8 protein-coding genes are annotated in these 15,687 nt (G+C 30.6%); 4 read left to right on the forward strand and 4 right to left on the reverse strand.

Annotated elements, in window-relative coordinates:
• Positions 1-151: 151 nt before the first annotated feature.
• Both CXF68_RS20890 and CXF68_RS16220 read right to left on the reverse strand, forming a co-directional pair.
• Positions 152-322: a hypothetical protein gene (locus CXF68_RS20890; protein WP_198553837.1), complete on the reverse strand. Its 171-nt coding sequence runs from the start codon at positions 320-322 to the stop codon at positions 152-154.
• Between the two features lie 13 nt (positions 323-335).
• A complete protein-coding gene (locus CXF68_RS16220) occupies positions 336-5,327 on the reverse strand; it encodes a T9SS type A sorting domain-containing protein (RefSeq protein ID WP_101046163.1) in 4,992 nt (1,663 codons plus the stop codon).
• 402 nt (positions 5,328-5,729) lie between these two features.
• Between CXF68_RS16220 and CXF68_RS16225 the strand changes: the two genes are divergently transcribed.
• Positions 5,730-7,403, forward strand: coding sequence for a 7TM diverse intracellular signaling domain-containing protein (locus tag CXF68_RS16225; protein ID WP_101046164.1), 1,674 nt, complete (start codon positions 5,730-5,732; stop codon positions 7,401-7,403).
• A 320-nt stretch (positions 7,404-7,723) separates the two neighbouring features.
• Here the strand turns inward: CXF68_RS16225 and CXF68_RS16230 are convergent, their stop codons facing one another.
• Together CXF68_RS16230 and CXF68_RS16235 are read right to left on the reverse strand one after the other, a co-directional pair.
• Entirely contained in the window at positions 7,724-8,242 is a 519-nt protein-coding gene (locus CXF68_RS16230; protein WP_157821970.1) for a hypothetical protein, read from the reverse strand.
• 252 nt (positions 8,243-8,494) lie between these two features.
• The gene (locus tag CXF68_RS16235) at positions 8,495-8,911 is read right to left on the reverse strand and encodes a hypothetical protein (RefSeq protein ID WP_101046166.1); all 417 of its coding nucleotides are present in this window, start codon (positions 8,909-8,911) and stop codon (positions 8,495-8,497) included.
• A gap of 706 nt (positions 8,912-9,617) precedes the next feature.
• On the opposite strand from CXF68_RS16235, the gene CXF68_RS16240 reads away from it, so the two are divergent.
• From CXF68_RS16240 to CXF68_RS16250, 3 genes are read left to right on the forward strand one after another with little or no spacing between them, the layout of a single operon-like run.
• Positions 9,618-11,234: a class I SAM-dependent DNA methyltransferase gene (locus CXF68_RS16240; RefSeq protein WP_101046167.1), complete on the forward strand. Its 1,617-nt coding sequence runs from the start codon at positions 9,618-9,620 to the stop codon at positions 11,232-11,234.
• A gap of 1 nt (position 11,235) precedes the next feature.
• Positions 11,236-14,361, forward strand: a complete 3,126-nt coding sequence (locus tag CXF68_RS16245; RefSeq protein WP_101046168.1) for a metallophosphoesterase — start codon at positions 11,236-11,238, stop codon at positions 14,359-14,361.
• Entirely contained in the window at positions 14,362-15,609 is a 1,248-nt protein-coding gene (locus tag CXF68_RS16250; RefSeq protein ID WP_101046169.1) for a restriction endonuclease subunit S, read from the forward strand. It abuts the gene before it with no gap.
• Positions 15,610-15,687 lie beyond the last annotated feature (78 nt).

Here is a 15,687-nt window from a genome sequence, read left to right on the forward strand (position 1 = left end):
TTAAAATACTTAAAAATAAATTCATTTTCATTAATTAAAAACCTAAAAAACAGCAGTATGAAACTATACTTGTTCTATTTTAGGAGCGCAATATTACAATAAAAAAGAGTCAATTTTCATTAAAATAAAAATTGACTCTTTTTTGTTGTACTTAAAAACCTCCCCCTGGGTTTTCTGGACTTTGCGCTTGTGCTTTTAATGGGTTTAAAATTAGAAAAGTTCCTAAAGCTGTTAATGCAGTATATTTACCATACTTCCCTAGTTTTGCTAAAGCTTCCTTTCTTGTTATCGTTTCTTCTTGAAGGTTTCTATTTTTTTTCATTTTAAATTTAATATTAATTAATAATAACCTTCTTACTACGCTCTCCTTGTTCTGATTTAACTTTTACGATGTAAACTCCGGTTTGTAAGGTTGAAATATTAATGGTGTTTTCACCTTTAGCTTCAATCGTTTTTCTTAAAACAGCAGCTCCGTTAATAGCATACAACGCTACTTCAAAATTTCCTTTCGTTATACCTTTAATTATTAATTTTTTATTGTTTACCGTATAAATTTTCACACTATTAAAATGAGGGACTTCAATAACTGATTCGTTTTGTGTTGTATGTAAATAAAACCGTCCGATTCCATTTACTTTCTCTTTTATTTTAACATCATAAGTTGTTTTTCCTTCAGCATCTAGTTTTGTAAATGTGTTTGTTTCTTTATCTTCTATAAACACAGCTACTCCTACTGGAAGATTTAATGATTTAATAGAAAAACTAATTTCTTCTGCTGATGCTGATTTTATTCCGATTGGAATACTCATTTCTTCATAAGCCGATTTTGGTAACGATTGAATCGTAAAATCTTGTGAATTTTCTGAAGCTACTAATCTTGTAAACACATCAAATGTTGCTCTTTCATAGTTTCCTAAATCGTATCCAGGATCTAGTCCTTTTGTAGCAGTATCAAGATACTTAATAGTTGCATCTATTGTAACTCCTTTTGATTTTGCTAATAATTGAATGCTTGGTGTTTTAGTCGCTGTTGTTCCTCTACTAAAATTACCTCCTGTTAAAGGCTGAACTTTTCTTTGGGCTTCATTAAATACAATATCTGATACTCCTGTTGTTGTTTTTATAAAAAATCCTTGCCCGGGTGCTAATGAACTTTCAGCTGTTACCAATGATTTACCAACATATTTACTTTGTGTACTATCCCAAACATATACTCCTACATAAGATGGCTCTAACTTAGCTGTATTATCATTCACAAAATTTGTTCCTCCGTTTTCATTAATCGGTAAAAACGTGGTGTAAGGATTCCCTATTGCATTCCACTCTGATGCTGTTACTAATTTTGTAACATTTGCTGTTTCTAAAGTTCCTGTAAACAGTATACTTCCGTCTGTTATTCTAGATATTGCATAACTCCTTCCCTTTTCAAAGGTTAACATATTTGTTGTTAAATCATCCGTAGTATAATAAATCCATTTTGTACCCGCAACTTTACTATCATCATAGTACCCTATTGCATATCTATTTGGAGTTACCGTAGTATTTTTACGAATATCGTTTAATGGATTCTCTACAAATTCTTTAATACTTTGTCCTGAAACAGGTGCTGATACAATACTCCATTCATTTGCAATTAAACCTCCTCGTTCATAAGTTACTTGTCCGTTTGCTGTTCCTTTTACAAATAACACGCCACTATTATTCACTGTAGATGTAATACTAACGGTTCCATTATTCATAAAATCGGAAGTTATAACTGCTGCTCCGTCAGAGGCTATATTAAATTCTGATGCTGCATTAACCGTTAAACTACTCACCTCAACTGTAATTCCTCCGTTAATAGTTGGTGCAGTAACTACATTAGGTATAAATACATCATCTGTAGCTAAAGGCTCCGTATTATTACTCCAGTTAGTACTTACATTCCAATCTGAACTTGTATTTCCACTCCAAACAGAAAAAGAACAATCTTCATTATAACTTGCTGTAACATCTTTATTCCAACTAGCATAGTTTCCTGTTCCGGCAGTAGCTTCAGTAGCGTTATCTACTTCGATACAAGTAAGATTTGGATTGTTGGTAGCTTCAAAACTAGTTATACTAGCATTGTTTCCGTTTTTAACATTCAAATAGGTTAATTTATTATTATTATAAGCTACTAATCTTTCCAAAGCTACATTTTTAGAAACATCCAGCGTTGTTAATTGATTATTATGAATATATAAATCCTGTAAGACTAAGTTTTTAGTAAGATCAATACTAATAAAATCATTATCATTAGCCTCTAATTCTTCCAAAACTACATTTTTTGTAACATCAAGTATTGCTAATTTATTGTCCTGAATATATAAAAACTCTAATATCAAATTCTTAGAAACATCGATACTTGTTAGCTCATTTTCATCACAAGATAAATTTGTTAATAATATGTTTTGTGTTACATCTAAGCTTGTTATTTGATTATCATTACACTCAAAAAGGTCCAACTTTATATTCTGAGAGATATCTAAGCTCGTTAATTGGTTATCAGCAACGACTAAATTGGTCAGCTGTATGTTTTGAGATACATCTATGTCTGTTATAGAATTTCTATACAAATCTAAATTTGTGAGCGCTACATTCTTCGTAACATCTATATTGGTTAATAAGTTACCAATACAAACCAATTCTTCTAAAACTATAAAATTTGCAATACCGGTAAGATCGGCTATGCTTTGAGAAGAAATATCTAGATTGGTGATATATTTTATACTTTCAGTTCCAACATAATCATCATCGGCAATACCATTACCCATACTACTAGGGTCTCCTATCGTTACAACAGTTCCGGCAGCGTTATGAGTTTCTAGATAGGCTTCAAAATTATCATCTGGTACATTGGTTTGAGTACAGAATGCATTATATATGGTTTGTGCATCTTTTTTAATCAAATTTGCAGTAGCAGATGAAGGATCATCTACTGCTACACATATAAGATTTGGATTGTTTCTGATATCAAAATCACCTGTATCAAGATTTATGTTAGTACCGTTTTTGATGTTCAGATAGGTCAATTGATTATTAGAACAAGCAAACTCTTCTAATAGTGGATTTTGAGAAATATCTAAACTTGTGAGTTCATTAGATTCTGTATAAAAATTGACAAGCTTTGGATTATTCGATACATCTAAGCTAGTCAATTGATTCTCGTAGCTGTATAAATTCTCTAAATTAGGGTTTTGTGTAACATCTAGCGTAGTCAATTGATTCTCTATACAATCTAAACTTTCTAAAACACTATTTTGAGTTACGTCTAAATTCCCCAAAGGGTTACCATAACATGATAAATCAATCAAAGCAATATTATTCGTAACATCTAAGCTTACTATTTCATTTCGACTACAATTTAAGTTTGTTAAAAGGATGTTTTTAGAAACATCTAAGTTTGTTAATTCATTTTGATTACAAGCTAAAGTTCTTAAAAGAACGTTTTGAGAAACATCGATATCTATTAATTCGTTAGATCTACAATCTAACACTTCTAAGGCCGTAAAATCTGCAATACCGGTTAGGTTCAATATCCCTAGAGAGCGAACATTTAAACTGACTACTATTTCTATTTTTTCGGTAGTTACAAGCTTATCATTCGCAACGCCATTCCCCATACTCGTAGGGTCTCCAATAGTTACTGTAGTACCGTTTGCTGTATGCGTTTCAAGATAATTTTCAAAAGCAGTATCTGGCACATTGGTTACCCTACAATCTGTACTATAATATGCCTGTGTATCTTTATCCCAAGTTTTACTATTAAGATACGTTGCTGTAGCATCATCTACCAGAATACAATAAAGGTTCGGATTATCCTGTACTTCAACATCTAAATTTACATTGTTTCCGTTTTTAAGATTTAAACTCGTTAAGACATTATCTTGCAATTCAATTTCACCCAAAAGTATATTTTGCGTTAAGTCTAAACTTGTTAGTTTATTATCACTACAGTATAATTCTAGTAGTGCTGTATTTTTAGTAACATCTAAACTGGTGAGTGTGTTTTCATAGCATTGTAAATATTGTAATGCACTATTTAGAGTAACATCTAAATTGGTGAGTTGCGTAGCTACACAATCTAAGTCTTCTAAAAGCAGGTTTTTGGTTACATCTAAATTACCTATTGGATTACTATAGCAAGATAATTTAGTTAATGCTGTATTTTGTGTAACATTTAAACTTGTTAAGTCATTTCTACTACAAAGTAAGCGCGTTAAAAGGAGGTTTTTAGAAACATCTATACTTGTTAAGTCATTATTATCAAAAGATAAACTGGTTAATGCAGTAAGTAAGGTAACATCTAATTCGGTTAATTCATTTTTAGGAAGGGTAAGGTTTTCTAAAAGTATATTTTGAGAAAGGTTAATACCCGTTAGTTTATTTTCTCTAAGCGATAAAATAACCAGTGCCGTGTTCTTAGAAAGATCAATACTTACAAGTTCATTTTTATTAAAACTCAATTCTTCTAATGCGATAAAATCTTCAATACCTGTAGCATCTGATACTATTGTTAATGGATCAGCCACTTGCCCTGGAGGAACAAAAGAACCGTTTATTGATAATGTTGTCACATTTTTAATAGCACTCGTATATACATAATCATCATCAGCAATACCATTTCCCATACTAGTAGCATCACCAAGTGTAACGGTATTACCATTAGCATCATGCGTTTCTAAATAGGTTTCAAAAGCAGCATCAGGTACATTGGTTTCATTGCAATGTTCTGCAAAAGTAGCTGTATCAACTTGCCATAACACCAAGCTAGAAAGACTTGGATTATCAACTAAAATACATTCTAAATCGTAATTCGCTCTAGCATCAAAAGTACCTATAATTCCATTTTGTCCGTTTCTTACATCCAACAAAGTAAGATCATTATCTGCTATTCCTACCTGAAATAAAGCTGTATTAAACTTCAAATCAAGTGATGTTAATTGATTAGATGTTAAATAAAGGTTTTTTAAAGCTGTATTCTTTGTAAGATTAATTTGAGTTAATGAATTACTACTACAATTTAATTCTTCTAACGCTGTAAAATCTTCAATACCTGTAAGATTTGATATTCCTAAATTAGCAATATTTAAAACCACTACATTTATAATATTAGCTGTTGTAACTTTATTGTCATCTATTACACCATTCCCCATACTTGTTGGGTCATTTAAAGGCACTATAGTACCACTAGCATCATGTGTTTCTAAATAATTTTCGAAAGTAGCATCTGGTATACTAGTTTCTTGACTATATAAGATATAGTTGAAAAGGACGAAAAAAAGTAAGCATAGTTTTTTAATCATAATATAGCACTAAAATTGTTTTAACAATATCTTATAAGGTTTAGAGAATCATTATTAGATTAACCATTGTGTTTAGTTTCTTTTCAAAAACCAATGTTCTGTTAACTCACAAAAAACACAATACGTAAAATCTATTGCAATACTCACTTGAGTACCTTAACTACGATGCTCTTTTAAATCTTATGATATTTTCGCCAAAAATACATTATCACTATGTTTTAGCTATTTTTTAAAGGGGGACAAATAAGGGGCGAACATGGGGACAAATAGGGGGACATATACGAATCAAAAAACTACAAAACATACACTTACACATTAAATATGTGTAATAATTAATGTTTAGGCACTTCTTTTTTAGGATACTTTTTATATTTGCACTTTTAACTTAAGAGCTACTTAAAAATGACCAATACAAATGCCACATACATTGTTTGTTTACAGTACAAAATATTTATTTGTCTGTTCTTTTTTAATCTTTTGTTGTGTGCTCAAACAACGAGTATTAATGCTGATTCTTTAGACAACACTATTTACGTAGGTAAAAACATCTCTTACTTTCTTGAAGATGGTCGTTCTTTAACCATTAATAATGTTCGTTCTAAAAGTTTTAAAAAGTCAGAAAACGACGTTTTAAGTTTTGGTTACAGTACCAAAGCCGTTTGGTTAAAATTAAGAATACAAAATACTACGGATACTCCCATAAATAAGGTTTTAAGTATTCAAAAAGCATTACAAGATTCTATTCAGTTTTTTTATAAAGAAAAAGGGAATTGGAAAATGAGCCAGTCTGGGCAAATGATTAATGAAGCCAACAAAGACTTACCTGGTTTTTCCATCTCTTTTCCTGTGGCACTTAAAAAAGATAGTGCACACACCTTTTATATAAGAACCGTAAGTAAATACGGAAAAGTATTTGCGATAAAGTTACTAGACAAAGCTGCTTATACTAAAAGTGAACAGCGCGAACTTATAATAGGCTGGTTGTTAATTGGTATTCTAATAACGATTATAATTTACAATTTTTCTTTAGCCAGAAGTTTAAAAGATCATGTATACGACTTTTATTGCCTTTCCGTTATTGGTGCCTTGCTATTACAGTTGGTTTTTAGAGGGTTTTTTAAACATTTTGTTTTAGATGACTCTCCGTTTTTACAAGAATGGTCTCCCATATTTACTTTTAGTATGGCTACCGTTTTCTCTAGTTATTTTTGCATTCGATTTTTAAACACTAAAAAATATAGTAAACAAGCACATTGGGCATTAATAGGAATTATGATACTAATTATAATCGCCTTTTTATATCCTTTTATATGTTACGAAGTATTTGGTATTTATACCGATAGTCGTTTGTTAGGCTATTTTGGTATCCTTTTTTCTTTTATTGCCATTTATGCTGGTGTAAAAGTATATTTAAAAGGAAATAAATCTGCCCGTTTTCTTATTTATGCTTGGGCTGTTTTTTGTGTAACCATACTTTTGTATTCTTTAGCATCATTAAACATAGTGCCCCCCAATATTGTAACCATGAACTCTTATTTGGTAGGTTCTGTACTTGAGGTATTTTTACTTTCTTTAGCCTTAGGCGATCGCTACGTACAAATAAGAAAGCAGAAAAACATTTTGCGTAAAAATGCCGCTTTACAAGAACAAATAATTGCCGATAGAAATGCAGAAATTTCGTCTTTAAACCTAGAAACCTTACAATACATAAAGTCAAAGCAACATCTTACTGAAGAACTAAAAAGAATAGACAAACAACAAGATGGTATCACCATTAAAGAGGTATTAAATCGTTTGCAAGTAGATAAGATTAAAGATACTCGGTTAGAAATTTTAAAGCGCGATATTGATGCGCTTACCATAGCACAAACCAATAAATTAAAATTAAAGTTTCCGATACTTACTAAGGGTGATATGGAGCTTGTTTCTTTTATTTTATTAGGATTAAAACGAAAGGAAATAGCCATTATTAGAAATATTTCTTTCGAAGCCGTAAAAAAGAATATTTATAGACTTCGAAAAAAACTAGCTTTAAAGCCAAATGAATCACTAGAGGAATTTATTACTTCTTTATAGGCTAGTACAGACGCGATTAATCGCGTCTCAACGATATATAAACGCAATACTGGTAAAGACGCGATTAATCGCGTCTCAACAGATTGCTTTGGCGTAAACTTCGTTTAGGTATTTTCGATTAAAATATATTTTAATCTCAATAATCCTCGTAATGACCAACCCGAACCGTCATTACATATTTTCAGATTAGCTATAAGGTACAGACGTTGCAATGCAACGCCTCCACGCACACTGCAATATTTCCCCTTCTAATATAAACAGAGAGCAAAACAAGTACAGACGCGATTAATCGCGTCTCCACAAGCACCACTCCCCTTTAACTATTTAATAGAAGCCTGTAAACTATCAACTTTTGCTTTTAAGCCAACGATTTCTCCTTGTAATTGTACTATTTTAAAAAGTGAATTATCAGCCAATTGTATTTTTAAATGACTCTTACGTAAATGAACCCATTTTGTATCACTAGTCATTAAATCTTCTTTCGCTAATAATTCTGAACAAGCATGTAAACCACGCAACCACCCTATTCTATTTTTTTCTAACAATTTTAAGTTCGTTTGTTTTACTCCTAATATCTTTTTTGTTTTATTTAATAGCTGTGTTATTTTTTGCGCTGTATTTTGTAGTTCTTTTTCTTTAAACGATACTACAGTTGGTAATTCCGTTATCGATTTCTTAAAATTAAGCGCCTTATATAAAGGCTCTAATCTATTTAATATTTTAGCATTATATGTTCTTCTTTCTGCCGATATCGACTTTAACATATCATACGAAACCTTACAATAATTTGCTACTGATATATTGGTAATACAAAAACATGCTTTGATTCTTTTTAACATAATTCAATTTTTTATTGATTCCTATTTTTTAGTTACACTACCGTACATTTCTATATTTTTTTATTTTACAAACGTACAGCCGTGTACATTTTTGAAAACTTTTATTTTAGGAACGTACAGCCATGTACACTCCTGTTTTTTTTATTTTTAAAACTGTACACGTGTGTACAATCCTGTTTTTAAAATATTTATTTATGTACAAAGAAGCCATAAAAAAAGCCTATTCATAAAAAATAGGCTTTCTCTTTTTAGTTAATCCACCAATGTTGTTTTGTGCGTCTCAATATTTGTAAGTACCGTTGTAAGTACTACAATTTGTGCTTCAAATTGTTGATGATCTATTTGATCTTCCAAAACATTAATGGTACTATAATTAGCATCTCTGTTTTCTAAAGCTTTTAATTTCGTTTCTTCACGCTCAATTTTTAATTCCAAATCTCGTTTTTGTTTTCCTTCGCCAATTACAGCCAACGCTGCCTGAAAACCACCAATTATTGCTTTTACACTAATAATACCTTCTTTAACCGTAGTAGTTCTTACCGTTTTGTCATCTAACGATTCGCCTAAGTTTCTTAAACGTCTTTCTAACATTGTTTTTTCAATTTGCGTAATTTTAATAGCCGCATCGCATTCTTTTTTTGTTGTTAACAATCCTAAATTCAATTCCATAATATATTAATTTTAAATGATTACAATTTTTTAAAGGAGCAATTTCCCTTTCTTTTATAAATCTATTTTTTTTCGATTTATTGCCTCCTTAACTTTTTGTTAAGTGTATTTTAAGAGAAAACAGCTGAATTTTAACTTTTTGGGCGTAGTATAAGTGTTGCAGTGCAACGTATCAACACTCACAACAGAGTAAGACGAGTAAAGACGCGATTAATCACGTCTCAACAGGCAGGGTCTCCATAAATAATAGCTCAATTCATCATACAGACGTTGCAATGCAACGTCTCAACACCCACAACAGAGTAAGACAAGTAAAGACGCGATTAATCGCGTCTCAACAAGTAGGGTCTCCACAAATAATCGCTCAATTCATCATACAGACGTTGCAGCGCAACGTCTCAACACCCACAACAGAGTAAGACAAGTAAAGACGCGATTAATCGCGTCTCCACAAGCAGGGTCTCCATAATTAATCGGTAAAAACTCGTTTCAATACTTTTAAACCCTTTACTACTACACCTAAAACTTTTTTACGGCTTCTTATGGCTTTCCGTATGATTTATTGTTTGGGTTTTATTATTTTTATGGCTGCTTGAAAAAATGAACCCCGAAAAAAGAAAAAAGTGAAACACAATACTACAATTGCAGCTTTATATAAAGCTCCATTTATACTAAATATCTCTCTTACTAATCACTATATTTATTAATGGCTAAGAAACAACCAAAAGCTGATATTAACTTTGAAAAAGAGTTATGGAAAGCTGCAAACGAACTTCGCGGTGCAGTAGCCGAGAATCAATATAAAGATTACATATTACCTTTAATATTTTTAAAGCACATATCCGAACGATATGAGTTACGTAGAGATGCGTTAAGTAATTTATTACAAGACAAAACTTCAGATTATTACACTTTAGATAAAGAAGAACAAAATTACGTTTTAGAAGACCCAGACGAATACCTCTCTAAAAACACCTACATTATTTCAGAGAAAGCTACTTGGCAATTTCTACAAGATAATGCGGAGCAAGATAATATTAAGGTATTGGTAGATGATGCTTTTGATTTGTTAGATCAAACTTTAGGTGATTACAGACCTGATTTAAAAGGTATTTTACCAAGAATATTTGTTAAAAGCCAATTAACCGCTAAACAAGTAGCAGGTTTAATAAACCTATTAGCAAACCCTAAACTTTCTGAAAAAGAAAATCCAGATAGTGATATTCTGGGGCGTGTGTACGAGTATTACATTGGTAAGTTTGCCATTGCTGAAGGTTCTGGTGCAGGACAATTTTTTACTCCTGGTAGTATTGTGCGTTTATTGGTAGAAATGATAGAACCGTACGAAGGTAAAATATTTGATGCTGCTTGTGGTTCTGGAGGAATGTTTGTGCAATCTTTAAAGTTTTTACAAGCGCATGGAGGAGACAAGAAAAACATCTCTATTTACGGACAAGAAAGGTACGATGGTACCCTACGTTTATGTAAAATGAACTTGGCTTTACGCGATTTATCTTTCGATGTACGTTTAGGAGATTCATTATTACAAGACAAGTTTCCAGACTTAAAAGCTGACTTTATCATCGTAAATCCGCCTTTTAATGTGAGCCAATGGCATCCTGAAGATTTACCAGAAAACGACCCGCGTTTATTTGGACCTAAAGATGATTTTACAACCGATGGTAGCGCCAATTATATGTGGATGCAAACCTTTTGGAGTCATTTAAGCAATACTGGTACGGCAAGTGTAGTAATGGCAAATGGTGCAATGACCTCTAATAATAAAGGAGAGAAAAATGTACGCCAACACATGGTAGACAATAGCATGGTAGATTGTATTGTGCGTTTACCTGACAAATTGTTTTTAACCACAGGAATACCTGCCTGTATTTTTATACTAAGTAAAAATAGAGATGGTAAAGACGGAAAACATAGAGAACGCACCAACGAAATTCTGTTTATAGACACCTCTAAAATGGGAACTATGGAAAGCAGAAAGCTACGTGTGTTTACCGATGATGATATTAATAAAGTAACGGAAACCTATCACAATTGGCGAAACGTCATTGCGAGCGAGGAACGAGCGAAGCAATCTGCCCAATATGAAAACGAAGCAGGCTACTGCTACAGTGCAACCCTCCAAGAAGTTCAAAAACAAGACTACAAACTAACCCCTGGTATTTATGTAGGTACTGAAGCGGTTGAAGATGATGGTATTCCTTTTGAAGATAAAATGACTTCTTTAAAAGCGCAATTGCAAACCCAATTTACAAAAGGGGATGAATTACAGCAACAGATTTTAGATAATTTCAAAAAATTTTAACATGAAAATTCTACATTTAACAGATTTCCATTATGATGGGAGTAATAAATATAAAGAGGATGAAATCAGATTGGTAAAATCTTTAACAGATAGCTTAAATAGATACAAAGAAAAAATAGATTTAGTTTTATTTTCAGGAGATTTAGTTTACAAAGGTGATGATTTAAAAGTTTTTAAGGCATTTGAAAAATTATTTTTCGATAGTATTTCCGAAATATTAAATATAAAAAAAACATCAATATTTATCTGCCCTGGTAATCATGATGTCTTTAGAAATCAAGAATTAGATGAAATAAAAGACTCTATATTTAAGATTGATGATAATGATAATTTAGATCAATTTGTCTTAAAAAACAATGGAAAATCATTAAAATTTAGCTTAGAAAATTTAAATAACTATTATGAATTTCAAAAAGACTTTTACAAAGACCATGTAACACTATTTGAAGATGATTTAGTAGATAATTTATATACTAATCACATTCGAACTTTTGACGGAAAAAAAATAGGAATAACTACCTTAAATTCAGCATGGAGAGCTAATGATTCTGATAAAGATTCTGGTAATTTAATGTACCCAATTCATTATTTAAAAAAAGCATCTAGAGAACTAGGAGAATGTGATTTGAAAATAATAATACTTCATCATCCATTAAGTGATTTTAGATATTGGAATCAGTATAGTTTAGAAGATATTATTTATAAGGATTACGATATGATGTATTCAGGTCATGTCCATAACAACAGAGATACAGTACATATAACTTCAGGCATTGGAATTTATCATTCAACTTCTTCTGCTACATTAAGTGGAGAAAGAGATACGATTGGATACACAATTATAGATGTTGATGTAGAATCGTTTGAATTGGGTCTTACAAATGTAATTTTTAATAAAAATGAAGAGAAGTTTTATTTCGGTGATCAAAGAAATGCTCAAATCCCTGTTGATAAAGAAAAACAGCAACAAAATAAATTTAGAGTAACTATACGTAAAAGATTTAAACAACAATCAAAAACAGCCAATAAACTGTTCTTGTCATATAAGGAAATTAAAGAAGAAAATGACTTCATAAAATTATTTACAAAGCCAGTTATTAAAGCTGAATCGCAAAGCAACCCTAATCCAAAAAATAAAAAAAGATTTAGTTTAGAAGAATTAATATTAAACAAAGAAGAAAATCAAATTTTATTTGGTAAAGATAAGAGTGGAAAATCAGCAACACTTTATAAAATAACACTAGATATATTACATCATTTCCACACACTAAAAACACTACCTATATACATTGATTGCCAAGTACTAATCAACACCAAAAACACACTTGATATTATTGATACTTTAAGTGATTTTTATGAAACTAATAAAAAAAGTGCTTCAAATTTATTAGAAGACTACCATTTAAAAATCGTATTAGATAATTTTGATGATAATGAAAGCTTAATTTTAAATCCTCTTTTTAAGTTTTTAGATTCTCACAAAAATTGTTCTATCATAGCTGCAAGTAACGAAACTATATTTTCTTCATTTGCAGGTGGTTTGATAGGAAATATAAATTTTGTAAATAGATATTTACATGATTTAACTAGAACAGAAATTAGAGCCTTAACAGATAAATGGCCAGATATATCTGATGAAAAAAGAACTCAAGTTGTAGAGAAAATACATACGGTATTTAATCAATTAAATATTCCTTCAAATTATTGGACAGTTTCTCTTTTTATCTGGATTTTTCAAAAAAATATAGATGCTAATCTTGGTAATAATTTTCAACTCATTGAACTATATATTGACAGTTTGTTGGATAAAGATAATTTTATTCTTTCAAAACAATATAAAATTGATTTTGGTGATTTAAAAGATTTTTTAAGTGCTCTAGCTCACAAGTTAGCTACTACATATCAACAAAATAATTATTTAGTGAAGTACGGACAATTGATAGACTTTATTGATGAATACAAAACACAAAACAAAAGATTTGTAATTGAAACTAAAACATTATCAGATTTACTAATAGAAAAAGGGATTCTAAAATCTACTGATCAAGAAAACTTTACTTTCAGGCTGAATGGTGTTTTTGAATATTTCTTGGGTTACTACATGGCTTACGATGAGGGTTTTAGAAATAAAGTAATTGATCATGATGATTTCTATTTATCATTTAAAAATGAATTTGAAGTTTGTGCTGGTATAATTCCGCAAGATTATGAGTTTGTAAAAAGAATTTTTGACCGAACAAAACACATTTATACCGACATTAACAAAGAAGTTAATATGTCTAATTTAGATGCTTTACTTTTGGGTAAAGTAAAGGATTCTTTTAATATTTCAGATGTAAATGCAAAGGATTCTTTTAATATTTCAGATGTAAATACAATACTTAAAGAAACCATTCAAGATTCTCTTGAACCAAAAGAACAAGATGATATACTAGAGTCTTTAGCTCCTTCAGGTGAAAGGATATCAGATGTAAAACCAAAAAAATACTATAGCGAAATAAATAACAACTCAGATAATTTAGAAAATGCTCTTCACATATTAGGTCGTGTATATAGAAACTCTAAGATTAAAAGAAGAGATGAATTTAATAAAGATGTCTTTAATTTTATTTTAAATAGTACATGTACCTTTTCACTTTCTTTAATAGAAGACATTAGTTCTCAAGGAATAAGTGAAGTAGACGATGAAATTACTGAAAAAAATTTAATCAAACTTCTTACTCAATTTTTACCAATTGTAGCACAAACATTTTTCTACGATATGGCAATTCAAGCTAACATGGAAATTGTTCTCAAAGAAAAGATAGAGGAACTAAAGAAAAAGAAAAAAGGTAATGAATTAAAACTTATAATTTTATATTTTTCTTTGATTGATTTAGATTTAAAAAACCACACAAACTTAATTGAAGAACTAATTGAAATAATAAGCATTCCAATTCTTAAACAAACAACAGTGTTTAAACTTTATCTATACCTAAGTTTTAAATGTAATGGAAACAAGACATTGAAAAAAACAATTAGCCAATTAATTAAAAAACAAGAACTTAAAATTGATAAAAGTCAAAATGTAGGTTTAATCGAACAACGTATTAAGTCTATTGAAAAATCAATTAAAAAGAAGTTATAGATGCCAAACAACTGGAAAAAATGTAAACTCTCTGAAATAACAACCAAGATTGGCAGTGGAGCAACACCTAGAGGAGGAAAAGGCGCATACAAAGAATCTGGTATTTCACTTATTCGAAGTCAAAATGTTTTGAATTTTAAATTTTCAGTTAGAGGTTTAGCTTTTATAGACGAGGATCAAGCAGACAAACTTAAAAATGTTATAATTGAAGAAAATGATGTATTATTAAACATAACAGGGGATTCTGTTGCTAGAGTTTGTAGTGTTCCAAATGAATACTTACCAGCAAGAGTAAATCAACATGTTGCTATTATAAGAGCAAACAATAATCAATTAGATTCTGATTTTTTAAAATTTGCCTTATTAGAAAAATCAAATAAGGATTTATTATTGGCTTTAGCTAGTGCTGGAGCAACAAGGAATGCTATTACAAAATCTATGATTGAAGATTTTGAATTAAAACTCCCCCCACTCCCAGAACAAAAAGCAATAGCAAACATCCTATCAGCAATAGACGATAAAATAGAAAACAACCTAGCCACAAACAAAACCTTAGAAGAAATGGCTATGGCATTCTACAAACATTGGTTTGTAGATTTTGGTCCTTTTCAAGATGGTGAGTTTATAGAGAGTGAATTGGGGCGAATTCCTAAAGGTTGGGAAGTGAAAAGATTAAATGATTTAGCACACATATTAAATTCTAAAAGAGTTCCTTTAAGTACAGGGCAAAGAAGTACAAGAAAAGGGGAATACCCATACTATGGAGCATCAGGCATAATTGATAATATTGATGATTTTATTTTTGATGGAGAATATGTGATTATATCTGAAGACGGAGAAAACTTACGCTCACGAAAAACACCAATTGGCTTTAGTGCAGTTGGAAAATTCTGGGTTAATAATCATGCACATATTTTAGAAGGAATACAGAATGGAATTAATAAATTGATTATTTGCCATATTGCTCAAATGGACATGAACCCTTATTTAACAGGAGCTGTACAACCAAAATTGAATAAAAACAACTTACTTTCAATTGGTATTGCAATGCCAAAAGAAGATTCAATTATTCAGGAGGTTTTAAGCGAATTTTATTCAATATCTAGATTGATTTTTTCAAATGAAGATAAAAATCAAACTCTAACAAAACTACGCGACACCCTATTACCAAAACTAATAAGTGGAGAAGTACGTTTGAAAGAATTTAGAGAACAAGTAGAAAACGTCATTACGAACACAGTGAAGTAATCTCATAATGGTAACTAAATAAGAAACAGATTGCTTTGTTCCTTGCGATGATAGTAATTAAATAAAAAACAGATTGCT

The sequence above is a fragment of the Tenacibaculum sp. Bg11-29 genome (assembly GCF_002836595.1).
Classification (GTDB): domain Bacteria; phylum Bacteroidota; class Bacteroidia; order Flavobacteriales; family Flavobacteriaceae; genus Polaribacter.

What these genes read in the sequence shown, in the direction of transcription:
- CXF68_RS20890 (WP_198553837.1), bottom strand. Translation starts at nt 322, where the DNA reads ATGAAAAAAAATAGAAACCTTCAAGAAGAAACGATAACAAGAAAGGAA.
- CXF68_RS16240 (WP_101046167.1), top strand. Translation starts at nt 9,618, where the DNA reads ATGGCTAAGAAACAACCAAAAGCTGATATTAACTTTGAAAAAGAGTTA.
- CXF68_RS16245 (WP_101046168.1), top strand. Translation starts at nt 11,236, where the DNA reads ATGAAAATTCTACATTTAACAGATTTCCATTATGATGGGAGTAATAAA.
- CXF68_RS16220 (WP_101046163.1), bottom strand. Translation starts at nt 5,327, where the DNA reads ATGATTAAAAAACTATGCTTACTTTTTTTCGTCCTTTTCAACTATATC.
- CXF68_RS16250 (WP_101046169.1), top strand. Translation starts at nt 14,362, where the DNA reads ATGCCAAACAACTGGAAAAAATGTAAACTCTCTGAAATAACAACCAAG.
- CXF68_RS16225 (WP_101046164.1), top strand. Translation starts at nt 5,730, where the DNA reads ATGACCAATACAAATGCCACATACATTGTTTGTTTACAGTACAAAATA.
- CXF68_RS16235 (WP_101046166.1), bottom strand. Translation starts at nt 8,911, where the DNA reads ATGGAATTGAATTTAGGATTGTTAACAACAAAAAAAGAATGCGATGCG.
- CXF68_RS16230 (WP_157821970.1), bottom strand. Translation starts at nt 8,242, where the DNA reads ATGTTAAAAAGAATCAAAGCATGTTTTTGTATTACCAATATATCAGTA.